20 protein-coding genes, 12 tRNA genes and 1 riboswitch are annotated in these 25,302 nt (G+C 42.5%); of the genes, 2 read left to right on the plus strand and 30 right to left on the minus strand.

Annotation, left to right across the window (positions count from 1 at the left end; genetic code table 11):
- Positions 1–63: 63 nt before the first annotated feature.
- The 4 genes from CUU66_RS09205 to CUU66_RS09220 all read right to left on the minus strand — a co-directional run bounded on the left by CUU66_RS09205 (position 64) and on the right by CUU66_RS09220 (position 4,078).
- On the minus strand, positions 64–540 hold the full coding sequence (locus CUU66_RS09205; RefSeq protein WP_101641392.1) for a hypothetical protein: 477 nt from the start codon (positions 538–540) through the stop codon (positions 64–66).
- 336 nt (positions 541–876) lie between these two features.
- Positions 877–1,635, minus strand: a complete 759-nt coding sequence (gene sdhB / locus CUU66_RS09210) for a succinate dehydrogenase iron-sulfur subunit (RefSeq protein ID WP_101641400.1) — start codon at positions 1,633–1,635, stop codon at positions 877–879.
- A gap of 3 nt (positions 1,636–1,638) precedes the next feature.
- On the minus strand, positions 1,639–3,396 hold the full coding sequence (gene sdhA / locus CUU66_RS09215) for a succinate dehydrogenase flavoprotein subunit (protein WP_101641403.1): 1,758 nt from the start codon (positions 3,394–3,396) through the stop codon (positions 1,639–1,641).
- Between the two features lie 73 nt (positions 3,397–3,469).
- Positions 3,470–4,078, minus strand: coding sequence for a succinate dehydrogenase cytochrome b558 subunit (locus CUU66_RS09220; protein WP_101641407.1), 609 nt, complete (start codon positions 4,076–4,078; stop codon positions 3,470–3,472).
- Positions 4,079–4,418: 340 nt separating this feature from the next.
- Here CUU66_RS09220 and CUU66_RS09225 point away from each other — a divergent pair, with 340 nt between their 5' ends.
- Positions 4,419–4,928 carry a YslB family protein gene (locus CUU66_RS09225; protein WP_257967942.1) on the plus strand — a complete coding sequence of 170 codons (510 nt, stop codon included), beginning with the start codon at positions 4,419–4,421 and terminating at the stop codon, positions 4,926–4,928.
- Positions 4,929–5,078: 150 nt separating this feature from the next.
- Here CUU66_RS09225 and CUU66_RS09230 read toward each other — a convergent pair whose 3' ends face one another.
- The 13 genes from CUU66_RS09230 to zapA all read right to left on the minus strand — a co-directional run bounded on the left by CUU66_RS09230 (position 5,079) and on the right by zapA (position 20,324).
- Entirely contained in the window at positions 5,079–6,302 is a 1,224-nt protein-coding gene (locus CUU66_RS09230; protein ID WP_101641408.1) for an aspartate kinase, read from the minus strand.
- Positions 6,303–6,425: 123 nt separating this feature from the next.
- Positions 6,426–6,602, minus strand: a riboswitch (Lysine riboswitch).
- A 64-nt stretch (positions 6,603–6,666) separates the two neighbouring features.
- Positions 6,667–8,439, minus strand: coding sequence for an excinuclease ABC subunit UvrC (gene uvrC / locus CUU66_RS09235; protein ID WP_101641409.1), 1,773 nt, complete (start codon positions 8,437–8,439; stop codon positions 6,667–6,669).
- A 187-nt stretch (positions 8,440–8,626) separates the two neighbouring features.
- Positions 8,627–8,941: a thioredoxin gene (gene trxA, locus CUU66_RS09240; protein ID WP_101641410.1), complete on the minus strand. Its 315-nt coding sequence runs from the start codon at positions 8,939–8,941 to the stop codon at positions 8,627–8,629.
- 371 nt (positions 8,942–9,312) lie between these two features.
- Positions 9,313–10,293 carry an electron transfer flavoprotein subunit alpha/FixB family protein gene (locus CUU66_RS09245; protein WP_101641412.1) on the minus strand — a complete coding sequence of 327 codons (981 nt, stop codon included), beginning with the start codon at positions 10,291–10,293 and terminating at the stop codon, positions 9,313–9,315.
- A gap of 37 nt (positions 10,294–10,330) precedes the next feature.
- Positions 10,331–11,104: an electron transfer flavoprotein subunit beta/FixA family protein gene (locus tag CUU66_RS09250; protein ID WP_101641414.1), complete on the minus strand. Its 774-nt coding sequence runs from the start codon at positions 11,102–11,104 to the stop codon at positions 10,331–10,333.
- A gap of 58 nt (positions 11,105–11,162) precedes the next feature.
- A complete protein-coding gene (locus tag CUU66_RS09255; protein WP_101641416.1) occupies positions 11,163–11,936 on the minus strand; it encodes an enoyl-CoA hydratase in 774 nt (257 codons plus the stop codon).
- A gap of 110 nt (positions 11,937–12,046) precedes the next feature.
- Positions 12,047–12,649, minus strand: coding sequence for a TetR/AcrR family transcriptional regulator (locus CUU66_RS09260; protein ID WP_101641418.1), 603 nt, complete (start codon positions 12,647–12,649; stop codon positions 12,047–12,049).
- 154 nt (positions 12,650–12,803) lie between these two features.
- Complete coding sequence (locus CUU66_RS09265) at positions 12,804–14,501, minus strand: AMP-binding protein (RefSeq protein ID WP_101641420.1); 1,698 nt, start codon at positions 14,499–14,501, stop codon at positions 12,804–12,806.
- 246 nt (positions 14,502–14,747) lie between these two features.
- Positions 14,748–15,155: a DUF350 domain-containing protein gene (locus tag CUU66_RS09270; protein WP_101641422.1), complete on the minus strand. Its 408-nt coding sequence runs from the start codon at positions 15,153–15,155 to the stop codon at positions 14,748–14,750.
- A 14-nt stretch (positions 15,156–15,169) separates the two neighbouring features.
- Entirely contained in the window at positions 15,170–17,524 is a 2,355-nt protein-coding gene (locus tag CUU66_RS09275) for an endonuclease MutS2 (protein ID WP_101641423.1), read from the minus strand.
- A 28-nt stretch (positions 17,525–17,552) separates the two neighbouring features.
- Positions 17,553–19,271 carry a DNA polymerase/3'-5' exonuclease PolX gene (gene polX, locus CUU66_RS09280; protein WP_101641424.1) on the minus strand — a complete coding sequence of 573 codons (1,719 nt, stop codon included), beginning with the start codon at positions 19,269–19,271 and terminating at the stop codon, positions 17,553–17,555.
- A gap of 242 nt (positions 19,272–19,513) precedes the next feature.
- Complete coding sequence (locus CUU66_RS09285) at positions 19,514–20,056, minus strand: CvpA family protein (RefSeq protein WP_101641425.1); 543 nt, start codon at positions 20,054–20,056, stop codon at positions 19,514–19,516.
- 7 nt (positions 20,057–20,063) lie between these two features.
- Positions 20,064–20,324: a cell division protein ZapA gene (gene zapA, locus CUU66_RS09290; protein WP_101641426.1), complete on the minus strand. Its 261-nt coding sequence runs from the start codon at positions 20,322–20,324 to the stop codon at positions 20,064–20,066.
- A 183-nt stretch (positions 20,325–20,507) separates the two neighbouring features.
- Between zapA and rnhC the strand changes: the two genes are divergently transcribed.
- Positions 20,508–21,461 (plus strand): ribonuclease HIII, encoded by a 954-nt coding sequence (rnhC, locus tag CUU66_RS09295; protein ID WP_101641427.1) that lies wholly within the window; start codon positions 20,508–20,510, stop codon positions 21,459–21,461.
- Between the two features lie 55 nt (positions 21,462–21,516).
- On the opposite strand, the gene CUU66_RS09300 is transcribed toward rnhC, so the two are convergent.
- The 13 genes from CUU66_RS09300 to CUU66_RS09360 form a co-directional block, all read right to left on the minus strand.
- Complete coding sequence (locus tag CUU66_RS09300) at positions 21,517–23,268, minus strand: ABC transporter ATP-binding protein (RefSeq protein WP_101641428.1); 1,752 nt, start codon at positions 23,266–23,268, stop codon at positions 21,517–21,519.
- 478 nt (positions 23,269–23,746) lie between these two features.
- Positions 23,747–23,818, minus strand: a tRNA-Glu gene (locus CUU66_RS09305).
- Between the two features lie 7 nt (positions 23,819–23,825).
- Positions 23,826–23,899: transfer RNA gene (locus CUU66_RS09310), tRNA-Ile, on the minus strand.
- Between the two features lie 5 nt (positions 23,900–23,904).
- Positions 23,905–23,978, minus strand: a tRNA-Gly gene (locus CUU66_RS09315).
- A 56-nt stretch (positions 23,979–24,034) separates the two neighbouring features.
- Positions 24,035–24,108: transfer RNA gene (locus CUU66_RS09320), tRNA-Met, on the minus strand.
- Positions 24,109–24,280: 172 nt separating this feature from the next.
- Positions 24,281–24,373 (minus strand) — tRNA-Ser (locus CUU66_RS09325).
- Between the two features lie 8 nt (positions 24,374–24,381).
- A tRNA-Ile gene (locus CUU66_RS09330) sits at positions 24,382–24,455 on the minus strand.
- Between the two features lie 10 nt (positions 24,456–24,465).
- A tRNA-Met gene (locus tag CUU66_RS09335) sits at positions 24,466–24,539 on the minus strand.
- 23 nt (positions 24,540–24,562) lie between these two features.
- Positions 24,563–24,638 (minus strand) — tRNA-Ala (locus CUU66_RS09340).
- Between the two features lie 11 nt (positions 24,639–24,649).
- Positions 24,650–24,726, minus strand: a tRNA-Pro gene (locus tag CUU66_RS09345).
- A 5-nt stretch (positions 24,727–24,731) separates the two neighbouring features.
- Positions 24,732–24,808, minus strand: a tRNA-Arg gene (locus tag CUU66_RS09350).
- 20 nt (positions 24,809–24,828) lie between these two features.
- A tRNA-Leu gene (locus CUU66_RS09355) sits at positions 24,829–24,910 on the minus strand.
- A gap of 10 nt (positions 24,911–24,920) precedes the next feature.
- Positions 24,921–24,996: transfer RNA gene (locus CUU66_RS09360), tRNA-Lys, on the minus strand.
- Positions 24,997–25,302: the final 306 nt, after the last annotated feature.

The raw sequence follows: 25,302 nt of genomic DNA on the forward strand, positions 1-25,302 counted from the left end.
CACAGAAAGACATAACTAAGGAACAAAGAGCATGGAGATTTATTAGGACCTAGCAGGTAAAGATTAAGGCAGAAAAGTACTTCCATCTGCCAGTTCTTCCTGTATCACCTTCATTTGTCCTAACGCTTCAACGGCACTGCCAAACGACTGAATCCAGTCTGACATAATTAAGAACTTTTGAATCTCGATTAACTCTGCTTTATTTGCTGCTTTAATTTCTTGTGTTGCTCCTACAGCCTCTGCAATCTGACCGATGGTTTGTATCCATACTCCGGTTAGAATCTCTGCAGTGCTGGGTAGGTCTGACTCACCATTTACCGAATAAAATTTTGACAAAAGTACCAGTTCGACAATCTGAGCTATTGTTTTAACCCAGATTACATCTACAATCTGCCTTTCAAGCCTTGTCTTCAATTCTTCATTCACCTTATACTTTGTACTGCCATTCCATGAATTGCTACCGTTTGACTTTGGGTCTTCATTATCCTGGAACTTTTTATCATCATTATTTAGATTATTAGCGTTTTTTTCATCCGGCATATATTTACACTCCATTTCAGGAATTACTAAATGTATGTTATTCCTGATGAAGCATTCCTGATACAATAGCCCATCCAGCTTAGTGAGCACAATCTTGTTTACTAGTATCTTTTATCTAAATCGCATAAGCCAGGCATTAGCCAATCGCCACTGTCTGCTGATTATTAGAAAAAACTTCTTAAGAGGGGACAGCAGCTAAATCCTAAGGACGTTCATTTTTTCTTGCCTAATGGGACAACAGGTATCCCAGAGTATTCCTCAAATCTATGTATTTATAAAAACCGGAAAATAAAAAGGGATTTAAAGACTAAATGCTTTAAATCCCTTTCTTTATTTTTATTGATCGCTGCCGAAGAAGTTTCGGAAGGATTGAATGGTGGTATCTCTGTTAAGAGCTGCAATGGAAGTGGTCAATGGAATGCCTTTAGGGCAAGATTGAACACAGTTTTGTGACATACCGCAGCTGGCGATGCCTCCATCCCCCATGATTGCATTTAAGCGCTCTGGTGCGTTCATGGCACCTGTTGGATGCGCATTGAATAGACGGACTTGAGAAAGCGACTGCGGCCCAATGTAATCAGAGTTGCTGTTTACATTTGGACAAGCTTCCAAGCAGACTCCGCAAGTCATACATTTGGAAAGTTCATATGCCCACTGACGCTTTCTTTCCGGCATACGCGGTCCAGGTCCGAGGTCATACGTCCCATCGATTGGAATCCATGCTTTTACCTTTTTTAAGGAATCGAACATTCTGCTTCTATCCACCTGAAGGTCACGGACAACAGGGAATGTTCTCATTGGAGCAAGCTGTATAGGCTGTTCAAGCTGGTCCACCAAAGCCGTACACGATTGACGGGGCTTGCCGTTAATTACCATTGAACATGCGCCGCATACTTCTTCAAGACAGTTCATGTCCCAGGTAATTGGAGTTGTTTTTTCCCCTTTTACGTTAACTGGATTCCTGCGGATTTCCATCAATGCAGAAATCACATTCATGTTTGGACGGTAAGGAAGTTCAAATTCTTCCTGATAAGGGGCTGATTCAGTATGATCCTGGCGGGTAATGATAAAACGAACTGTTTTGTTCTCAGCCATACCTTAACTCTCCTTTTTCTTAGAATAGTCTCTCTTACGAGGCTGGATCAGTGAAACATCGATGTCCTCATAATATAGTTCAGGAGCAGAGCCGGCTCCGGTAAATTTAGCCATTGTTGTTTTCATGAATTCTTCATCATTACGCTCTGGGAAATCCGGTTTGTAATGAGCTCCGCGGCTTTCATTACGGTTATAAGCACCAAGCGTAATAACGCGTGCAAGCTGAAGCATGTTCTGGAGCTGGCGCGTGAAGGAAGCACCTTGGTTGCTCCATCTTGCTGTATCGTTGATATTAATATTTTTATAACGCTCTAGTAATTCTTGGATTTTGGCATCAGTTTGAAGGAGCTTGTCATTATAACGAACTACTGTCACGTTATCTGTCATCCATTCCCCAAGCTCTTTATGGATCACATAAGCATTCTCGGTTCCATTCATGGACATGATGCTGTTCCATTTTTCTTCCTCTTGTTTGACATGTCTGTCAAATACAGAAGATGAAATATCTTCAGACCTCTTATTCAGCCCGTTCACGTACTTAAGAGCATTAGGTCCCGCTACCATCCCGCCGTAAATAGCAGAAAGAAGGGAGTTTGCTCCCAGGCGGTTTGCGCCGTGCTGTGAATAATCACATTCACCAGCTGCAAACAATCCAGGTATGTTCGTCATCTGATCATAATCAACCCAAAGGCCGCCCATGCTATAATGGACCGCTGGGAATATTTTCATTGGGACTTTCCTTGGATCTTCACCCATGAATTTTTCATAGATTTCAATGATACCGCCAAGCTTGATATCAAGCTCTTTAGGGTCTTTATGGGAAAGGTCAAGATATACCATGTTTTCACCATTAACCCCTAGCTTTTGGTTCACACACACATCGAAAATTTCACGGGTTGCTATGTCACGCGGAACAAGGTTTCCGTATGCCGGGTACTTTTCTTCAAGGAAGTACCAAGGCTTACCGTCTTTGTACGTCCAGACACGTCCGCCTTCACCACGGGCAGATTCACTCATTAAACGCAGTTTATCATCGCCAGGCAGTGCAGTAGGATGAATTTGGATGAATTCACCGTTTGCATAAACCGCACCCTGCTGATAAACGATAGAAGCAGCAGAACCGGTGTTTATAATGGAATTGGTTGATTTACCAAAGATAATCCCCGGTCCGCCGGATGCCATAATGACAGCATCAGCAGAAAATGACTTGATTTCCATAGTTTTAAGATCCTGCGCAGTGATTCCGCGGCAGACGCCTTCGTCATCAATAACAGCACCAAGGAATTCCCAGCCTTCATACTTTGTAACAAGTCCAGCCACTTCATGGCGGCGCACCTGCTCGTCTAGAGCATAAAGCAGCTGCTGTCCAGTGGTAGCGCCTGCAAATGCAGTACGGTGATGCTGAGTACCTCCGAAACGACGGAAGTCAAGAAGACCTTCAGGAGTACGGTTGAACATTACACCCATACGGTCAAACATGTGGATAATCGATGGTGCCGCTTCACACATTGCTTTTACTGGGGGCTGATTGGCTAGGAAGTCGCCGCCGTAGATAGTATCATCAAAATGGATATAAGGAGAGTCCCCTTCCCCCTTTGTGTTAACTGCTCCGTTTATGCCGCCCTGGGCACAAACTGAATGGGATCGTTTTACAGGAACTACTGAAAAAAGCTCTACTTTATGTCCTTGTTCAGCAATTTTTATAGTCGCCATTAAGCCAGCCAAACCGCCGCCGACTACAATGATTTTGCCATTGCTCAAGTCTGTCACTCCTTTTCGATATCAAAGCGTTTATGCTTTGAAAAACCTTGCATCGTATAAGTCTATAACTCTATTAAATGAAAGCGAAAATTGTACTGATTCCAACATAAGAAAGTGCTACAAAAATAACCATAGTTACATAGGTTGTGATTCTTTGAGCACGCGGAGATATGGTTAGACCCCATGTTACCAAGAATGACCATAAGCCATTTGCAAAGTGGAATGTTGTAGAAATAATACCAACTATATAGAAAGCAATCATGAATGGATTATCCAGAATGTTTGTCATCATTTCATAGTTGACTTCTACCCCTCTAGCTGCTGCAAGCCGCGTTTCCCAGATATGCCATACAACAAAAATCAATGTAATGATTCCAGTCAAGCGCTGGAACATGAACATCCAGTTACGGAAGTAGCTGTATCTGCCTACATTGTTTTTAGCTGTAAAGGCTATATAAATTCCATAAATTGCATGATAAGCTAAAGGAAGAAAAATAATGAAGGTCTCTAAAAAGATCCTGAAAGGGAGCCCTCCCATAAAATTTGCCGCTTTGTTAAATGATTCAACACCGTTTGTAGCATAATGGTTTACGATCAAGTGCTGAATAATAAATATTCCAAGCGGAATTACCCCCAGTAACGAATGCAGCCTTCGATTGGCAAACTCCCGATTTCCTGCCATAAACTTGTTATACCCCCTTGAGATTTGGCTGTTCCTGCACAAAAGTGAAATTTATCCTTGTTCAAAGGATATTCGCTACAAAACTACAAAAAAAACTATTTTGTAACATTTAATTAACATGTTCATTTTACTCCTCCCAAGATTTAGCGTCAAGAAAACGGATACACAAAATATTTGTCAAATATAAAAATTTTTATAAAAATTTCAAACTTTTAATCATATTCTCATAATCTTAGGTATTATTTTGACATAATTAATAATTTATAAGATTACATACATTTAGGGCTGTTTGCAGCCAAATAAAATTGTTATTATAGATTTAAAGAAAGAGGGGAGAACGTTGGGTAAAGAAGTCATGAATGAAACATCCGTAGAAACAGCCTCAGATCAAGACCTGAATGAACAGCCGCTCGAAGAAAAGGAGAGCCTGCCCCCTGAGAGCAAGCAGGTTCCTGTTTTTGGCTATGACCTAATCCGTGAATATCTTATGAGTGAAATCCTCGGCCAAGATGCACCGCAGCTCCTTTATTGGGGAGGGAAACAGCTAGCAAGAAAATTTCCTTTGAATACCGTTGAAGACATTTGCGGATTTTTTCATAGCGCCGGCTGGGGAGCCCTAAGCCAGAAGAAGCTATCAAAAGATGAATCCATATTTGAATTATCTGGTGATTCAGTAGCAAGACGGCTCTCTATAAATGATAAATGCCATTTTCAGCTGGAAGCAGGTTTCCTGGCCCAGCAGTTTGAACTCCAGAAAAGAGTATCCTCCGAGGCGATAGAAGAAATAAAAAAGCGAAACCGAAAAGTGACCTTTATTGTTAAGTGGGATCCTAAGGATTCGGTTTTTTAAAAAGGTATGAACCGCACCGATATTTAACGGCAAGCAGTCCCGGTCCGCCCGCGAAAAAGCAGATGACTTTTGCTGCAATCAACAGATATATGTAACAAACAAAAAAGCCAGCAGCCGGACTATGACCGACTGCTGGTTTTGTTTACGGCATTATTTTTGCTCAATGGCAAAAGCATCTGACAAATTAAAGGCTTCATGCAGGGCTCCTACCGCTTCAAGCATTTTATCCTGAGCAACAACAGTAGATACTTTGATTTCAGAAGTGCTTACCATTTTTATAGAAATTCCTTTTTGCGATAACACCTCGAACATTTCGGCCGCTACCCCTGGATTTGAAACCATTCCCGAACCAACGATCGATACCTTCGCCAGATTGCTTTCTGTTTCGATCGTTTCATACTGGATGGATTCTTTATGGCTGTTCAATACTTCCAGTGCTTCTTTAACATCTCCTGTTTTTACAGAAAATGAAAGACTCGTTTCATGTTCTGCCGTCATGCTTTGAATAATGATGTCTACGTTCACATGGCTTTCCGCTAAGGCTGTAAAGATGGAAGAAATACCTTTCTTAAGGCCAAATATAGATATTCTAGTGATGCTGTCTTCAAACGCAATTCCTCTGACAATCAAGTTTTGTTCCATAGATACTTCCTCCTCGATGATGGTTCCCGATACTCGATCCATGCTTGAACGCACTTCAAGCGGCATTTGATAATTCTTGGCAAACTCCACTGCCCTTGGATGAAGAACGCCGGCGCCAAGGTTTGCTAATTCCAGCATTTCATCATATGAAACAGAATTCAGCTTTCTTGCTCCTTCCACATATCTCGGATCTGTTGTATAAACACCGGTTACATCCGTATAAATATCACATTTCTCAGCATTCAAAGCTGCAGCAAGTGCTACGGCTGTTGTATCTGAGCCTCCCCTGCCAAGGGTTGTAATTTCTGGTCCTGATATTCCCTGAAATCCAGCCACTACCACAATTTTCCCTAAAGAGAGGGCTGTTTCAATCCGGTCAGTATCTATATCCGTAATTCTCGCGTTACCGTGAACAGACTCTGTATGTACACCGGCCTGCCAGCCTGTCAACGATATGGTTTCAAAACCTCTTTCATTCAGCTCCATTGAGAGAAGGGAAATGGTGATTTGTTCTCCTGTTGTCAGCAGCATATCCATCTCTCTTTTATTCGGAAAAGGAGAGATTTCTCTTGCCATTTCAACTAGCTTGTCAGTGGTTTTGCCCATGGCAGAAACAACGACTACGACCTCATTTCCCCGATTCACTTCTTCAAGAACACGATCCGCTACATTTTTAATTTTCTCTACACTGCCTACTGAAGTTCCTCCAAATTTCTGTACGATTCTTCCCAATTTTCCTGCCTCCCTGTTGTGGTTCCATCTGACTGTGCCTTCTTTTGTTAAGAACATACAAAAAGGCAATGAGAATGATCTCATTGCCTGTGAAGGACGTACTAAAAAAATAATACGTTAACACAGTGAGATAGCTCTCCAAGAATAAGATCTTGACAATCCTGCACTTATTCAATGCAGAACCAGCGTAACAGGTTGTGAGCCCTGTTTCGCTTCGGCGACTTCCCCTTTCCGGACTTTTCCATGAAGCTCAAACTTCTCCAAGTCCTTACTAATGAAACTCGCACCTCTATCATCACTTTAACATTGTAAAGTAATTTGAATTTATTGATGATTATAACATAGCCTGTTCAATCCAACAATACTACTCTTTTAATTTGTTAAAGAATTCTTCAGCCACATTTTTGGGAAGTCCGATTTTAATGAACTCTTCCAGTGGAGCCTCTTTCATTTTTTTCACGGAACCGAAATGTTTAAGCAGCAATTTCTTTCTCTTTTCCCCAATCCCCTGAATGTCATCAAGAATAGATTGGAAAACGTTCTTGCCTCTAAGCTGTCTATGAAAAGTAATGGCGAATCGGTGCACTTCATCCTGGATGCGCTGCAGCAGATAAAACTCCTGACTGTTTCTTTCCAGCGGCACTACCTCTAATGGATTGCCGATCATTAACTGCGAGGTTCTGTGTTTTTCATCCTTCACAAGCCCTGCCAGCGGAATCTCCAGGCCAAGCTCATTTTCAAGGACATCCCGTACACCTTCCACATGACCTTTTCCTCCATCTATAATAATTAAATCCGGTAGCGGCAGCTGTTCTTTAAGAACCCTGCTGTATCTCCGCCTGACGACTTCACGCATGGACTCATAATCATCCGGCCCTTTAACTGTTTTAATCTTATATTTCCTATATTCCTTTTTTTCCGCCTTGCCGTCTATAAAAACAACCAAAGCAGACACCGGATTCGTTCCCTGGATATTGGAATTATCAAAAGCTTCAATGCGGTGGGGTGTGAAGATGCCTAATTGATTACCCAGATTTTCAACTGCCTTAATTGTTCTTTCTTCATCCTTTTCAACTAGTGCAAATTTTTCAGAAAGAGCAATCTTTGCATTCTTGTTTGCCAGCTTTAACAAATCTTTTTTTGGACCGCGTTTAGGCTGAAGTACCTTCACTTCCAGCAGCCCTTCAGCCATTTCAGCATTCACTGAATCTGGCAGGAGAATTTCCTTCGGTTTGAAGTGATTAACCTTCGAGTAAAATTGGCCGAGATATGTCAGGAATTCCTCATCCGGTTCATTATAGAGAGGGAACATGGATACCTCGCGCTCGATCAGTTTACCCTGTCTCACAAAAAACACCTGCACACACATCCAGCCCTTATCATAAGCATACCCAAAAATGTCTCTGTCCGTAAAATCGGTCAGCGTCATTTTTTGCTTTTCCATCGTGGTTTCGATATGTGAAATTTTATCTCTGTACTCTTTGGCTCTCTCATAATCCAGCTCTTCGGCGGCAGCCATCATCTTTTCGGTAAGATCCTTCTTGATTTCCTTATAGCCGCCGTTTAGAAATCGGGTAATTTCTTCGGTGATATTTTTATACTCTTCTTCATTAATGTCATTGACACAAGGTGCAAGGCATTGTCCAAGATGATAGTATAAGCAGACACGGTCAGGAAGAGTGGTGCATTTTCTCAGCGGGTAAAGTCTGTCAAGCAGCTTTTTTGTTTCGTTCGCTGCAAACACGTTTGGATAGGGTCCAAAATATTTCCCTTTATCCTTCTTGACATTCCTGGTCGTAATCAGCCTCGGATGGCGTTCGGCTGTCAGCTTGATAAAAGGATAGCTCTTGTCATCCTTCAGCATGACATTATATTTGGGATCCCATTTTTTTATGAGATTCAGCTCCAGGATCAGTGCTTCCATATCTGAAGAGGTGACGATATACTCAAAGTCTTCTATTTCCTGGACCAGCCGGAAAGTTTTTCCGTCATGGGAGCCAGTGAAGTAGGATCTGACTCGGTTTTTTAACACCTTTGCTTTTCCTACATAAATAATCGTCCCCTGTCTGTCCTTCATCAGATAACACCCGGGCTGATCTGGAAGCAAAGCGAGCTTATGCTGAATAGTCTGGTTCACTAATTTTCACCTCAATTCTGTTTGAAATTCTTTATAAAATATGAAAACCCGCCCTAGGCGGGATTTTGTCGTTAAATAGAATATAAGTTCTATATATACAGTATAAAAAAAATCCCCTCTCCAGGCAACTGGCTAGTATTACTAACCTGTTCCCCGAAGAAGGGATATTGTAAAACAAATGCTGTCATTAAGCGTGCTTATTAATAAGCTCGGCCAAAGCTTCTTTAGGCTGGAAACCTACAACTTTGTCTACAGCCTCACCATCTTTAAATAAAATTAAAGTCGGGATACTCATGACGCCGAATTTACCAGCTGTTTCCTGGTTATCATCTACATCCAATTTTACGACCTTTACTTTGTCGCCTAATTCAGCGTCCAATTCTTCTAAAACTGGTGCTATCATCTTACAAGGTCCACACCAAGGTGCCCAGAAATCAGCTAATACTAAACCTTCGCCCGTTTCAGCTGAAAAGTTTTGATCAGTTGCATGTGTAATTGCCATGTCAAATCCTCCTAAAAAATTACTATTGATTCACTGCACACAGTATAGCATTAAATTAAATACATGCGTTAATCATTTGCCTCACAAGTAATTTACCCACAGATAATAAATAATATTCCACCCACAGCAGTATGGGGACTGTCCCCCTTTTCCCGAAATAAAACCCTGATTTAACGGGAATGATAGGCAGGTCATTTATTTCCCGAGCTTCTTTTCCAGCGCTCTGCAAGCCTGTACTATTTTTTTTTGCATATTGCGATAGTTTTCGCCAATGGAATTTGTATTCCTGTGTCGTCTATACAGTTTTATGGCTACCTAAATACAAATGAAAAACGGCCGGTTTGCGTCCGGCCGTCATTCCATGTACTTTATTAGTTAGCACTAACCTTCAGCTTCTTGAACTCTTCTGTCAGTAAAGGGAGTACTTCAAATAAATCGCCGACAATTCCATAATCCGCTACCTTAAAGATATTTGCCTCAGGGTCTTTATTAATGGCTACGATTACTTTGGAGTTCGACATTCCAGCTAAATGCTGAATGGCACCGGAAATACCGCATGCGATATAAAGATCAGGTGTTACAACCTTGCCAGTCTGCCCAATCTGCAGGGAATAATCGCAGTAATCAGCGTCACATGCACCCCGGGATGCACCCACTGCACCCCCTAGTACTTCGGCCAGTTCCTTAAGCGGCGCAAAGCCTTCTTCGCTTTTAACACCCCGGCCTCCAGCGATAATTACTTTAGCCTCGGATAAATCAACACCTTCACTCGCTTTGCGGACAACATCCTTTATGATCGTACGCAGGTTTTTAATCTCTACGGAAAGGGAAGAGGTTTCCCCAGTGCGCCCGCTGTCTTGCTGTAAGGATTCTATGTTATTAGGCCGGATGGTAATAAAAACAAGACCTTCTGTAATAATCTTCTTCTCAAATGCTTTACCAGAATAAATCGGGCGGGTAAATACGAGGTTTCCGCCAGCTTCCTCTAAGGAAGTTACGTCAGAGATCAGCCCTGAATTCAATTTACCTGCGATTCTGGGGGCGAGATCCTTGCCAAGTGCAGTATGTCCCATTACAATTCCTTCAGGGCTTTCTGATTCAATCACTGCAAGGAGTGCCTGAGAAAATCCATCAGACGTATATTGTCCAAGATCGTCATGCTCCACAGTCACCGCACGGTCAGCACCATATCGAATTAAAGCCTCAGCCAAACCGCTTACTTCTTTGCCAGCTACTACTCCAACTACTTCTCCGCCTTCTGAAATGGTTTTTGCAGCAGCAATTGCCTCAAAAGAAACATTACGTAATGATCCGTCACGAACTTCTCCTAAAACGAGAACCTTTCTAGCCATTTATATGACCTCCTGAACTTGATTTATATGCTGTCGATTAAATTACCTTTGCCTCTGAACGCAGCAAGCCCGTTAATTCTTTTACCTGATCTGCCAGATCTCCTTGAAGCACTTTGCCTGCTTCTTTCTTAGGAGGAAGGAATATCTCAATGGTTTTCGTTTTTGCTTCAACATCATCTTCTTCCAGATCCAAGTCATCCAGTTCAATCTCATCCAGCGGCTTTTTCTTAGCCTTCATGATACCTGGGAGAGAAGGATATCTAGGTTCATTCAGCCCCTGCTGTGCAGTAACCAGCAGCGGCAGCTGAGTTTCGATCGTTTCTGAATCCCCTTCAACATCCCGGATAACGCTTACATTTTGTCCTTCAATCGTTAACTTAGTGATGGTTGTGATGTATGGGATATCCAGCAGTTCAGCCACTCGGGGTCCTACCTGTCCTGACCCTCCATCAATGGCCACATTTCCGCCGATGATTAAATCAGCATCCTTATCCTTTAAGTATTCAGAAAGGACCTTAGCGGTTGTATACTGGTCACCGTTTTCTACATCATCTTCAATATTTATCAATACGGCTTTATCCGCACCCATTGCAAGGGCAGTTCTTAACTGTTTTTCTGCTTCTTCATTTCCTACAGTTACAACGGTTACTTCACCGCCATGTGCATCTCTGACCTGAATAGCTTCTTCCACAGCATATTCATCATAAGGATTGATGATAAATTCGGCACCATCTTCATTGATTTTGCCATTTGATAATGTTATTTTTTCTTCTGTATCAAATGTTCTTTTTAATAAAACATAAATATTCATGATTTTCCCTCCATTTGTGCATTATTTAAAAGATTAAGAATTTTTGTTAGAAAAAAATTTATTTACCCTTGAAATTGGGTTCTCTTTTCTCAATAAAAGCGGCTATGCCTTCTTTTGCATCTTCACTCACGAAGACTGTTCCAAAGGACTCAGCCTCTTTCTCTACTCCCTTGTAGAAGTTTTCGTGTTTTGAATAGTTTATAAGATTTATGGCTGTTTTTAAGGCAATAGGACTTTTTCTTGCAATCTTGGAAGCTAGTTCATTTGCTTTTTCGAAAAGCTCTTCTTCTTTATATGCATGGTTGGCCAAGCCAAGAGCTGCAGCTTCAATACCGGTTATGGGTTCGCTGGTAAACAGCATTTCTGCCGCTTTTGCGCTTCCTACAAAATGTGGAAGCCGCTGTGTACCTGCGAAGCCCGGCACCAATCCGAGCTGAAGTTCAGGAAGCCCGAGTTTAGCAGTTTCAGATACCAGCCGGATATGGCAAGCCATAGCAAGCTCCAGGCCTCCTCCAAGTGCTGCTCCATGAATGACTGCGATCACCGGTTTTGGGAATTGTTCGATTCTTTCAAACAGCTCCTGACCGCGGGCAGCTAATCCTGAAAACTCTTCTCCAGTTTCAATGCCCGTAAACTCTTTAATATCTGCCCCGGCTGAAAAGAATCTTCCTTCTCCCCTTAAAATGACTGCCCTTGCCCCATCATTCACTTCCAATTCATCCAGCAGGCTGGAAAGCTCCTGGAGAACTTGGGAAGAAAGGGCATTAGCCGGAGGTTTATTGATGGTAACCACGGCAACGCGTTCTTCAACGGAATAAGATAAAAATCCCATAAAAGCAACCCCCAATATGTATGATTATCATGAAAGCGAGGCGATCAGCTTCACAGCCCTATGGTTTGTAAACGCCTTTCGCCTATCAACCCCTTCCACGAATAATCTTATTATACCTTCTTTTCAAATATTTGGCTTCCGCAAGCCCTGGCCATCATATGGTGAATGGGCTTTGCCAGCTGGTTAAGATTGTATTTTTGTTCATTCATGACCCAGGTTGTAACCGTCTCATCAATAGTGCCAAAAATCATCTGGCGAGCAAGCTTCTTATCCAGTTCCTCAGAGAACTCGCCCTCTGTAATACCTTCCTGGATGATTTTCTCCATAAGGTCCAGATATCCTTTTAGAACATCATTGATCTTGATTCGCAGCTCCTTATTCGACTGCCTTAGCTCTAACTGAGTAACGATAGCTAAATGCGTGTCTTCAGATAGCTGGGCAAAATGCTGCTGTATGAGAACGAGCAGCTTATCAGAAGCTGTTTTCACCTGCTTCAGCTCAGTTTCAATGGTCTCCACGAAGGTACCCATTTTTTCTTGGAATAAAGAAATAAGGATGTCTTCTTTATTTTTAAAGTAGAGATAAATCGTTCCGTCAGCAACCCCAGCCTGTTTGGCGATTTTCGATACCTGGGCCTGGTGGTAGCCATTTTCAGCAATGACTACGACTGCTGCATCTATAATTTGTTTGAATTTCGGCCTATTGCGTTTCACAATAATCCCCTTCCAGAAAAAACTGAATGAATCATCATTCATATTTCTATAATAGTTAATAGACCCAATCATGTCAAGCAATAGCCGGAAATTTATTAGATGGAACTTGTCCCATTATCTCCAAACTAGAGCCAGGATCGGCTCAGGTCCCTAGCTATGCATTTTTCTGGTCATCCATTTTTTTCTTCTCTTCATCAACCAGAGCACGCCTCAATATCTTCCCTACAGCTGTTTTCGGCAGCTCTTCTCTGAATTCGTAGATTCTCGGGACTTTATATGCTGCAAGATGCTTCCGGGCATAAGCATTCATTTCCTCTTCCGTAAGCTGTTTTCCCTCTTTAAGGACAATGTAAGCCTTGACCGTTTCACCACGGTAAGGATCTGGAACCCCTGCAACCACAGCTTCCAATACAGCTTCATGTTCATATAGTACCTCTTCGATTTCTCTCGGATAAATGTTAAAGCCCCCTGCTATGATCATGTCTTTCTTTCTATCAACGATATAAAAATATCCCTTATCATCATAGTACCCTATATCACCTGTTAGAAGCCAGCTATCCTTAAAAGTCTGTTCTGTATCTTCCGGTCTGTTCCAATATCCTTTCATCACCTGCGGGCCTTTTACTGCCAATTCTCCAATTTCGTTTGGGCCGAGTTCTTCGCCAGTTTCCATCGATAATATGGCAGCAATGGTATCAGGCCACGGAACACCTATACTTCCCTTTACCCTTGGACGGTCCCAGAGAAAATTAGAATGTGTGACTGGTGAGGTTTCCGTCAATCCATATCCTTCGACCAGCTTTCCGCCTGTGAGTTTCTCAAACCTTTCCTGCACTTCAACTGGAAGGGGCGATGACCCGCTTATGCAGGCTGTAATAGAGGAGACATCAAATTTATGAAGATCCGGATAATTAAGTATAGCTATATACATGGTTGGTGCTCCAGGAAATAACGTCGGCTTTTCCTTGTGTATAGTCTTTAAAGTGGTTAAAACATCGAATTTAGGAAGAAGGGTCATCTTACGGCCTTCCATAATTGAAAAAATCATCACGGTTGTCATTCCAAACACATGAAAAAAAGGCAATATTCCTAAAATATTGTGGCCTTTTTCTTTATCCTTGTACAGCCATGCCGAACACATTTCCGCATTGGCCACAAGATTTTTATGTGTAAGCATTACGCCTTTAGGATAACCAGTCGTGCCTCCGGTATATTGCAGCAGGGCTAAATCCTCGTCTACATCAATATCAAGGGCTGGTTCGTCAGGAACGCCCATTTTCATAATTTCCGTAAATAAATGGTGATTGCCCTCATGCTTAACCTTAACCACCAAACCATATTGCTTCTTTTGAATAAATGGATAAACGACATTCTTCGGAAAAGGCAGATAATCTTTTATTGCGGTTACAATAATATGCTGAAGACTGGTTTGCGGCATTATTTTGGCTGCTCTGGGAAACAGGATATCAAGAGTAAGGATCACTTTAGCTCCAGAATCTTTCATTTGATATTCTAATTCACGTTCCATATACAAGGGATTAGTCTGTACAACCACTGCACCAGCCATTAATGAACCAAAATACGCAATGACGGATTGTGGAGTATTTGGCAGCATAATCGCGACCCGGTCTCCCTTTTCAATACCGAGACTTTTTAAATAACACGCAAATTTTAGAGCTGACTCATAAATGGATTTATAAGATATTTCTTTTCCCATAAAATGAATAGCACTCTTCTCGGGAAACTTTGCCGCTGACTGCTTTAAATAATTCTGCAAAGGCTCTCCGCTATACTCAAGTTCAGCAGGTATTTCTTCGGGGTAATGCTGCAGCCATAATTTCTGTTCGTTCAAATAATTCGCCTCCTTTTCATACAAGTTATTCAAATTTTCTAACTTTTCTACGTTTAATTATATTATATGGTTGAATTCTTTGACAATTGTTTGAGGATATTTACCTATAAAAAATCCCTTGGTTCTATAGACCAAGGGACCCTTAATTAGTTTGCAAAGAATAGCATATAAACGATTCCTATTACCATAAATGTTCCACAAAGCATAAGCAAAATTTTAGCCAGCTTCTCCAAGTGCCTCTCCCCTTTATGATATGCCGGCACCAATCACATAGGATAATCCAACGGAAATAACCATGGATATCAATCCTACAGCCCGGTTGTCTTTAGCAATCTGTTCATCAATATTAAAGCTTGGAGTCAGAAATTCAAAAATGAAATAACCGGCAAGTAAAAGAAGAAAACCGAAAACACCCCAGCCAATCATGATGACTAACGAGTCATTTTGAAGGATGGAATGGCGGAAGATGTTAGCAATCCCAAAAATTTTCCCTCCCGTTGCCATTGCAACAGATAAATTTCCTTTTTTGATCTCTTCCCAGTTCTGGTACTTCGTTACGAGTTCAAAGACTGCGAGAAAAACAATGCAGCATAATACTACAACACTGTAGTATGCGGTAAGGTAAACAAACTCATTGCCCCATAATTTATCCATAATATATCCCCTGCTTATTTAAACTCGACAACGGTTACTCCGCTGCCGCCTTCACCAGCTTCTCCAAATCTGATCCTTTTCACAGAACGATGATTCTTCAGATATTCCTGGACTCCCTGTCTCAATGCTCCGGTCCCTTTTCCATGGATAATGGAAACCCTCGGATATCCGGCAAGGAGGGCATCATCGATATATTTCTCTACTCTTAGCAAGGCATTTTCATACCGTTCACCACGGAGATCAAGTTCAAGGCTGACATGGTAATCCTTCCCTCTCACAGTTGCCAGAGGCTTAGTTTGTACCTGCTTGGGAGTACCTAGATATTCAAGATTAGCTTCATTCACTTTCATCTTCATAATGCCAATCTGTACCTGCCACTCCGCAGCAGAAACCTTTTCAACCAAATGTCCTTTCTGGTCAAAGGTCACTACCTTAACCTCATCACCTGGCTGGAATTCCTTTTTCTTCGAAGGTGCTGCTGCCTTTTTAGATTTCTTAATCAGCGGAGCAGCCTCTTCAAGCCGTTTTCTGGCATCAATCAGCTCATGCTCTTTCACTTCAGCATTTTTCTCAAGCCGCAGCCTTCGAAGATCGTTCATAACTTCTTCTGCCTCGGCCTTCGCTTTGTTAACCACTTCTACCGCTTCCCGCTGTGCCTTTTCGGTAAGCTCGTCTTTCCTGCTGTAGTATTCGGCCATCTGTTTTTGAAGGTCCTTATGAATCTTTTCGGCATCCTTCAGGAATTCATTCGCTTCCTCGCGATCTCTTTCTGCTTGTTTGCGGCTTTCTTCAAGAGAAGCTATCATGTTTTCCACTTTGTTCGTTTCGGTTCCGATATAGCCTTTAGCATCCCTGATGACCTTCTCATCTAACCCAAGCCGCTTAGAAATTTCAAAAGCGTTGCTGCGTCCTGGAATACCTATAAGCAGCTTATAGGTGGGGCTGAGGGTCTCCACATTAAATTCGACACTCGCATTGACTGCGCCCTTCCGGTTATAGCCATATGCTTTCAATTCCGGATAATGAGTGGTCGCAATGACTCTCGCTCCCTTTTCATATACGGTGTCAAGAATCGAAATAGCCAGGGCTGCACCTTCTTGAGGATCCGTCCCTGCACCTAATTCATCAAAAAGAACCAGGCTCCGATGATTAACGGATTTCAATATATCTACAATGTTCACCATATGGGAGGAAAACGTACTCAAGCTCTGTTCAATGCTCTGCTCGTCCCCGATGTCAGCATACACTTCTTCAAATACAGCAGCCTCCGAGCCATCGAGCACAGGAATCTGAAGGCCTGCCTGAACCATGAGGGTACAAAGTCCAATGGTCTTTAGAGTTACGGTTTTTCCTCCTGTATTCGGCCCTGTGATAACAATGGATGTATAATCCTCGCCTAAAATGATGTCATTGGGAACTACAACTTTAGGGGAAATCAGCGGATGCCGTGCCTTAAAGAGCTTTACCCTGCCCTCACTATTAAGCTTGGGCTTAGAGCCTTTGATCTCGCTGCTATACCGTGCTTTGGCAAACATAAAATCCAGGATGGCCAGCACTTCAACGTTTGCCAGCAGCTCCGAAGCATGTTCCCCCGTCAGCGCTGAAAGCTCGGAAAGAATCCGCTCTATTTCCTGCTGCTCTTTAATCCTGATTTCTTGAAGGCCATTATTCAAATCCACCACTGTTTGCGGCTCAATAAACAAGGTCTGTCCCGAAGATGATTGGTCATGGATGATTCCGCCATACACACTGCGGTACTCCTGCTTTACCGGTATAACAAAGCGGTCATTACGGATGGTAATGATTGCATCGGAGAGCATTTTCTGTGCATTTGAGGATCTGATCATACTCTCCAGCTTTTCTCTAACCCTTGCTTCGTTCGTTCTAAGCTGGGTTCTTAAAGATTTCAGCCTGTCGCTTGCTGAATCCATCACTTCGCCTATATCGCTTATAGCATTCACTATTGGACGTTCAAGATCTGGCAAAGGTGTGATCGATTGGATATATTCTGCTGTAAGCGGCAGCTCCGTTCCATTCTCAATCATTTCTTCGATAAACTTAGTCAGGATTCTTCCTGCCCGGAGCGTGCCTGCGATCTCATTCAGCTCACCGGGACTGAGTATACCTCCAATCTGGGCACGCTTTGCATGCGGTTTTATATCAAAGATTCCGCCAAGCGGAACATTTCCTCTTAAACGAATGATCTTTGCAGCTTCATCTGTTTCTTCATGCAGTCTGACTACTTGCTCAAAGTCGGAAATAGGCAGCAGCCTGCCTGCCTTTTCTTTACCTAAAGAAGACGAAGCGAATTTAGCAAGTTGTTCTATGATTTTATGAAACTCCAGGGTTTTTAACGCTTTTTGGTGCATGGAGTTCAAGCCCCCTCCTTATGTTCTGTTAATCGTTTCTTTTTAGAAACGCCAATAATTCATCTGGTGTCTTAGTATTTAATATCGTATCCTTTTTCAGCCAGCCCTTCATTGCAGCGGATACCCCTATCTCCATATCATCAAGCATGGAGATGTTATGGGCATCGGTATTAACTGCAATGGTCACACCTGCCTCCTGTGCTTTCTTTAAATGCTCAGCGGCAAGGTCCAATCTATTCGGGTTTGCATTCAGTTCCAGCGCCGTATTGGTTTCCTTTGCCAGCTGAATCAGCATGTCCATATCGACCGCGTAACCCTTTCTCCGGCCTATGACTCTGCCTGTTGGATGAGCAATTAGATCCACATGCGGATTCATTAGCGCCGTTTTGAGACGTTCCATAATTTTTTCCTTAGGCTGGGAAAAAATAGAGTGAATGGACGCTATGACGATGTCCATCTCCTTCAGGAGCTCATCATCATAATCAAGAGTGCCATCTGGAAGGATATCCATCTCAATTCCAGATAGAATCAATATATCGTCATATTTATCATTTAATCTGCGTATGATTTCCTTTTGTTCTCTCAGGCGTTCTGGTGTTAACCCGTTAGCCACTTTGAGATATTGGGAATGATCAGTGATGGCCATATATTTATAGCCTTTCGCCCTGCACGCTTCTATCATTTCTTCAATAGAATGGCCGCCGTCACTCCAGGTAGAGTGCATGTGAAGATCCCCCTGGATATCTTCGGACCTAACCAATCCATAACCTTCTTTAAATAGATCCACCTCTGTTCCATCTTCACGAAGCTCCGGAGGAATGAGCGGCAGGCCAAAGTGACGATAGAACTCTTCTTCAGATTGAAAGGTCCGTACTTCGCCTGTTTCGATATTTTCGACTCCATACTCACTGATTTTTTCTCCACGTTCCTTCGCAAGCTGCCTCATCCGGACATTATGGTCTTTGGAACCTGTAAAATGATGGAGTGTTGTGATGAATTCCTCCGGCTTTACCAATCTGAAATCAACAGATATTTCATAATCGTAAGCTAATGTAACAGATACTTTGGTATCTCCCGCCGCTATCACATTCTTTACCTGAGGCATGGCTAAAATCTGATCCTTAACAATCCCTGGTTGGTTTGTAGCAATAATAAAATCAAGGTCTTTTACCGTTTCTTTCACTCTTCTGATACTGCCTGCTTTTGAGTATCTCTCAATCGCCTTCATGTTTTGAACAGAAATTTCAACTTCCTCCACAATCGGCAGCATCATGGCAAGCGGAAGCCGTTCAGGCCTGCTCCCAAATTCTGCAATAGCAGCAAGTATTTTTTCTTCGGTTTTCTTACCGAAGCCGGCAAGATGCTGTACCTTCTTTTCTTCGCAGGCTGCTTTTAAATCTTCTATACTTTCAATATGGAGTTCTTTATAAAGCTTAGCGATTTTTTTACCGCCCATTCCTGGCAGCTGCAGAAGCGGTATTAATCCTTTTGGCACTTCTTCCTGCAGTTCAGCGAGTACAGCCGACTTGCCGTCCCTTATAAATTCATCTATAACAGCAGCTGTACCTTTCCCGATTCCTGAAAGCGCTGTAAAATCACCAATTTCAAATAGGCTACGATCATCCGTTTCCAAGGCGCCGGCAGCTTTTCGGAATGCAGCTACTTTAAACTGGTTCTCACCCTTAAGTTCCATATATATAGCAATCGTTTCAAGCAAATGTACAATATCTTTTTTATTAATAGACATATAAAATCACCTCGAAAATTCGCAGGGTATAGTTAATGAATTCATTTAGGGAGAAACACCCTTTTTAATCACACTTCTTTAAAGATACATGTAATTTGCATACCAGGCAACATAACTGCGTACCTGAGCCAGGATAGCAGCCCCGCCTGAATATATTTTTAAGGTATCCCTAATCTCAGGGAGTTATATTAAAGTTGACCAATGAATTCCTCACAAAAGAAAAACTCCCCTTAAAAGAGAAGTTACATTGGAATGTATTTAAACCAGAGATCTTTAATAGTCGCAGAAAGAACAGGGGTATTTTTAACCATTGCATTCGCTATGAATGAGTCATTCAGCGGTCCTTGCACAGCCTGGATAGGCAGCAGTGCTGCAATGTAAAGAAGAATAAATAGAATTAAATATACTTCTACAAATCCCAATATTGCACCGCCTAATCTGTTCAGCTGCTTTAAAATTGGGATATGAGCAATAAAATCCAGCATGGCACCGATTAGCTGCCAAACGATTTTGACGCTAAAGAATATGATTGCAAAAGCAATAGCATTATAATAAGCCTCATCAATTCCTGAGGCACCCAATATCATTTTCATAGAGTCTGTATTTCCTAAGGTAGGGAAGGGAATCCAGAGCTTTATTTTTGGCGCAAGATCATCATAGTATATATATGCGGATATAAAGGAGACTATAAATCCCGTGAGGTGGACTAATTGAAGAATAAACCCCCGCCGCAGGCCTATTAATAGACCCAAAATAAGAACTGCAATTATTATTAAATCAAGCATTCACTCTTCAATCCTTTTCGCTTCTGATTAACATTTTAAGCTGTTCAAGTTCATCTTTTACTTTTAAATAATCATGCATCACATTAACAGCAGTCAGAACTGCCACCTTGCTGACATCAAGCCTTGGATTCTTCGAATTTATATCACGCATCATGTCATCAACCATGGAAGCCACAATACGAATATGACTTGAACTTTCTGCTCCAACAATGGTATATTGCTGTCCATATATATCAACTGTTATTTTTCTTTTACTATGGTCTGACAAATTGATGCCCCCAATCTAAAAAATCCTAATCTATATCATACCATGAAGGTTTTACCCTTGAAAAGCACGACAACCCTTTTTACTGGCATTTCTCTAGGAAATTTGTCAATAAATGAGAAAATAAAGTAGAAACCAAATATTTTACCCTGCATGATCCATAATCGTTTAAAGGAGTTATTTCGTATGTCTAATTCTGTATTAGTTCTTGATTCTGCAACCATTTTAAAAATGAAGTCGCATTACATCTCTTCTCTTGCTGAAAAGGTCCCTCCAGGCGGCATCTTTTCGGCAAAACTGCAAGGATGCTCAATCACTGCATACAAATCAGGGAAGGTTCTTTTTCAAGGCCCTGCAGCAGAAGCTGAATCTGCAAAATGGGGTTCAGCACCGAAGGGAAGTGCTGCACCCGCAAAATCTCTTTCCTCTGTAAAAACCCATGAGTACTCACCCCCAAAGAATGTGGCAGAGTTATCTTTGATTGGTTCGGATGAGGTAGGAACAGGGGATTTTTTCGGCCCTATGACAGTCGTTGCAGTTTATGCGAGCACAGCGCAGCTTCCCCTTCTTAAGGAACTTGGGGTAAAGGATTCTAAAAATCTAAAGGATCCGCAGATTATCGAAATTGGCTCCCAGATCAAGGATGTAGTTCCTTATAGTTTATTGGTCTTGGATAACGAAAAATATAATGAAATGCAGGCTAAAGGGATGTCTCAGGGAAAAATGAAGGCCCTTCTCCACAACCAGGCCATTAAAAAACTGCTTCAAAAAATTTCTCCTGAGACACCGGATGGAGTCCTCATTGATCAGTTTGCCCAGCCTGGAGTCTTTTTCAATTATTTAAAGGGTATCGAACGTTTCAAAGCAAAAAACATCTACTTGAGCACTAAAGCGGAGGGATTGCATCTGAGTGTCGCCGCTGCCTCCATTCTTGCCCGATACGCCTTCGTAAAACACTTTGAATTACTAAGCGAAAAAGCAGGGTTCACCCTGCCAAAAGGTGCGGGACCGGCTGTGGATATTGCCGGAGCAAGACTTCTATATGAAAAAGGTGAAGAGGGATTGAGCCAGTTTACTAAGATGCATTTTGCGAATACAGAGAAAGCGAAAGCAATTTTTAGAAAAAAATACAAATCCTAATCCATTAAAAAGCCTGTTTATTGCTAGTATAATAACCAGGCTTTTTTTTAAAAGATCACTCTTTATCCGGAACTCTAAACTGACGGGATGCAAATTCCCTGTATAGCTCATGCGTTTGCATTAATTCACTATGTGTTCCCTTCCCGGTTACCCTGCCCTTTTCAAGGAAAACGATTTGGTCAGCATCAATGACTGTTGAAAGCCGGTGGGCAATAACGATTGTTGTTCTTCCCTTCATTAAATTTTCAAGGGCATCCTGAACCACAATTTCCGACTTGCTGTCTAAGCTCGATGTTGCTTCATCCAGCATTAATATATTGGGCTTACGCAGGAGCGCCCGTGCAATTGCAATCCTCTGACGCTGCCCCCCTGACAGCTTGATTCCCCGTTCCCCAACCTCGGTATCATATTTATCCGGTAGTTCCTGTATGAATATATCTGCGTAAGCCATCCCCGCAGCTTCTCTTAATTCTTCATCGGAAATTTCCCTATTGACTCCGTAACAGATGTTTTCTCTTATAGTGCCGGCAAGGATGGGACTCTCTTGCGATACATATCCAATTTGGCTTCGCCAGGAGCGGAGCGAAATATCCTGGATAGAAAGGTCTCCAATCAGTATCTCACCTGAATCCGGCAGATAAAAACGTTCCAGAAGGGAGAATAAGGTCGTTTTTCCGCTCCCGCTTGGACCGACGATAGCTGTAACGGAATTTGGCCGTACAGAGAAAGAGATTGACTTTAAGATAGGGTCAGCAGAAGATGGGTAACCGTAAGATAAATCTTTCAAGGTTAAAGGCTGATGAATAGTAAACTCCTTTAATCCTAGGTTGAGATCTTCTACATCTAAAGATAATATCCCCATAATTTTCTCTGTAGCGCCCATCGTTTTTTGAAACTGTGTAAAAAACGATGCTATAGACGTGATAGGCATTATGATCTGGAATAAATAAATAAAGAAAGCTGCAAGCTCTCCGGCAGTCATAGCTCCGGAAGATACCCTGAGGCCTCCATAGCCGATGATCAAAACAAGAACCACGATAATGATCGAGGAGATGAGAGGCGATAAAATAGCCTGTATGACTCCCTCTCTAATTCCCAGAGCAAAAAGCTTATTTATTCCTTTCTTTCCGCGGTTATATTCCATAGTCTCTGCGTTATAAGCTTTAACAAGCCTTATTTCTGCAAGGACCCGGGTTAAGCTTGCTGAAAAACCCGCCGTTTCGTCCTGGATTCCCTTTGAGATCTTGATCATCTGCCTTCCAACCGGAATTAGAACCAGCATTGAAAGTGGAATGATGGAAAACATGACAAGTGTAAGCGGCCAGTCAAGAAAGAAGAGTACGCCGATCGTCCCTAATATAGAAATGATCCCTGTGATAAAGCCTACTAGATGCTCCGTAATAAGATTTTTAATAACACCAGTATCATTTGTCATCCTGCTGACTGTATCACCGGTCTGATGTGTATCATAATAAGAAACTTTAAGGACTAAGAGTTTACTCCAAAGCCGGTCACGCAGAGAGGATATGACATGCTGCCCCACACGAGTCAGCAGATAGACAGAAACGGCACCTGAAGCCGCTTGTATCAGAAATGCCGATGCAATCCACCCTATATTTCTTCCGCTTAGTGACTGAAGGGACCCCTGGTCAATCAGTTTACTGGTAAGCAGGGGAATAGCCAGCCCTGCTGTGGTTGTCAGCAGGCTCAGAACCATGGCGATACTTAGTAATAGCCTGGGCGGCCCAGTTTCTTTAATAAGCTGTATAAGCAGCTTCCAGCTCGATTTTTCTTCACTTTCATTCATGTTTAAGCGGCCTCCTGGCGAATAGTAAGGAATATTGTCATAAGATTATATTTCACTTCTTAAGGCTGTATTTCCTCTTTTATCTCTTTTATAGGAATAAAAAAAAGACCGTTTCATACAGTCCCTGTCGGAGCCACAAAAAAGGCTGCTCGTTCTAGCTTAGGCTAAAAAATCCATACGTAATCTCACGGAGTAAAAAGTTATGATACCAGCTGCTATTATACAGATTTTCTCCTGCCCGATCATCGAAGTTTTTTATCTACATCCGCCTCCTCAACTTTAGAATGATAAATTATCAGCACATGCAGAATCACTCCATAAGAAGCTATATACTTCGTAACCAACCAAATTATTACATCAATTCCATAATTTCGGACTAGATTGATTGTTGATTAACATCAATATTTTGTTCCAGCCTATACATAACTTGTGCATAAAAAAAGCCGCCGCAATATGCGAACAGCTTTTTTTTATCGTATGACCCCTACGGGATTCGAACCCGTGTTACCGCCGTGAAAGGGCGGTGTCTTAACCGCTTGACCAAGGGGCCGGAGTGATGGGCCTAAATGGACTCGAACCATCGACCTCACGCTTATCAGGCGTGCGCTCTAACCAGCTGAGCTATAGGCCCAAATATGGAGCGGGTGATGGGAATCGAACCCACGACATCAGCTTGGAAGGCTGAGGTTTTACCATTAAACTACACCCGCAGCTTATAAGTAACTTTTCAACCGATCAAAGTGGCATTAACCGGCTGAACTTAATATTGCGGGGACAGGATTTGAACCTGCGACCTTCGGGTTATGAGCCCGACGAGCTACCAGACTGCTCCACCCCGCGACGATATAAAATAATTCATTTTGTTTATGCTATGATTCCTAATTACGACTGTCCCGATTTCAGAAAGCACATTCAAGCAGAAGCTCAATCGGTACAACACGAAGCTTATTCATCGGAAGCGTTGCTCGTTGCTCCACCCCGCGACGGTAATAAACATTTAATTGATAAAAAGTGGAGGAGGTAGAGGGATTCGAACCCCCGCGGGCTTTTACACCCCTGTCGGTTTTCAAGACCGATCCCTTCAGCCAGACTTGGGTATACCTCCGTATTGAATGGACCTTGTAGGACTCGAACCTACGACCGGACGGTTATGAGCCGTCTGCTCTAACCAACTGAGCTAAAGGTCCACTTTATGGATAGCGGCAGAGGGGATCGAACCCCCGACCTCACGGGTATGAACCGTACGCTCTAGCCAGCTGAGCTACGCCGCCATAATATAATCATATTAAAATTTTGGTGGAGCCTAGCGGGATCGAACCGCTGACCTCCTGCGTGCAAGGCAGGCGCTCTCCCAGCTGAGCTAAGGCCCCATAAATATTAATGGTCGGGAAGACAGGATTCGAACCTGCGACCCCTTGGTCCCAAACCAAGTGCTCTACCAAGCTGAGCTACTTCCCGATATATGGCGCGCCCGAAAGGAGTCGAACCCATAACCTTCTGATCCGTAGTCAGACGCTCTATCCAATTGAGCTACGGGCGCATATAAAATAAATGTAAAAGTGCGGGTGAAGGGAGTCGAACCCCCACGCCGTAAGGCGCTAGATCCTAAGTCTAGTGCGTCTGCCAATTCCGCCACACCCGCATATTCATAATGGTGAGCCATGAAGGATTCGAACCTTCGACCCTCTGATTAAAAGTCAGATGCTCTACCGGCTGAGCTAATGGCTCATACGTAATGTAAATTCCGCTGATAAAATTTAGTGTTAATAAACTAAATATACTCAAGGGAGTAACCCGTGACGACACTCAAGTCTCAGACCGTTTCTCAAGCAGCAGCTCGACTTGAGCGCTGTAGTTAGAGCTTCGAAGCGTATTCGATCGTGCTCTACCGGCTGAGCTAATGGCTCGTACAATTATTAGCGACAAAAGCTATTATATCGTTTATCAGTCTAACAATCAACAGGGAAAAAGTGGTGCCGGCAAGAGGACTTGAACCCCCAACCTACTGATTACAAGTCAGTTGCTCTACCAGTT

The sequence above is a fragment of the Peribacillus deserti genome (genome assembly GCF_002863585.1).
Classification (GTDB): domain Bacteria; phylum Bacillota; class Bacilli; order Bacillales; family DSM-1321; genus Paraperibacillus; species Paraperibacillus deserti_A.

What these genes read in the sequence shown, in the direction of transcription:
- sdhB (WP_101641400.1), bottom strand. Translation starts at nt 1,635, where the DNA reads ATGGCTGAGAACAAAACAGTTCGTTTTATCATTACCCGCCAGGATCAT.
- trxA (WP_101641410.1), bottom strand. Translation starts at nt 8,941, where the DNA reads ATGGCAATTACACATGCAACTGATCAAAACTTTTCAGCTGAAACGGGC.
- CUU66_RS09270 (WP_101641422.1), bottom strand. Translation starts at nt 15,155, where the DNA reads ATGGATAAATTATGGGGCAATGAGTTTGTTTACCTTACCGCATACTAC.
- CUU66_RS09250 (WP_101641414.1), bottom strand. Translation starts at nt 11,104, where the DNA reads ATGAATATTTATGTTTTATTAAAAAGAACATTTGATACAGAAGAAAAA.
- CUU66_RS09275 (WP_101641423.1), bottom strand. Translation starts at nt 17,524, where the DNA reads ATGCACCAAAAAGCGTTAAAAACCCTGGAGTTTCATAAAATCATAGAA.
- CUU66_RS09205 (WP_101641392.1), bottom strand. Translation starts at nt 540, where the DNA reads ATGCCGGATGAAAAAAACGCTAATAATCTAAATAATGATGATAAAAAG.
- CUU66_RS09255 (WP_101641416.1), bottom strand. Translation starts at nt 11,936, where the DNA reads ATGGGATTTTTATCTTATTCCGTTGAAGAACGCGTTGCCGTGGTTACC.
- CUU66_RS09285 (WP_101641425.1), bottom strand. Translation starts at nt 20,056, where the DNA reads ATGCTTGATTTAATAATAATTGCAGTTCTTATTTTGGGTCTATTAATA.
- CUU66_RS09300 (WP_101641428.1), bottom strand. Translation starts at nt 23,268, where the DNA reads ATGAATGAAAGTGAAGAAAAATCGAGCTGGAAGCTGCTTATACAGCTT.
- polX (WP_101641424.1), bottom strand. Translation starts at nt 19,271, where the DNA reads ATGTCTATTAATAAAAAAGATATTGTACATTTGCTTGAAACGATTGCT.
- rnhC (WP_101641427.1), top strand. Translation starts at nt 20,508, where the DNA reads ATGTCTAATTCTGTATTAGTTCTTGATTCTGCAACCATTTTAAAAATG.
- CUU66_RS09245 (WP_101641412.1), bottom strand. Translation starts at nt 10,293, where the DNA reads ATGGCTAGAAAGGTTCTCGTTTTAGGAGAAGTTCGTGACGGATCATTA.
- CUU66_RS09220 (WP_101641407.1), bottom strand. Translation starts at nt 4,078, where the DNA reads ATGGCAGGAAATCGGGAGTTTGCCAATCGAAGGCTGCATTCGTTACTG.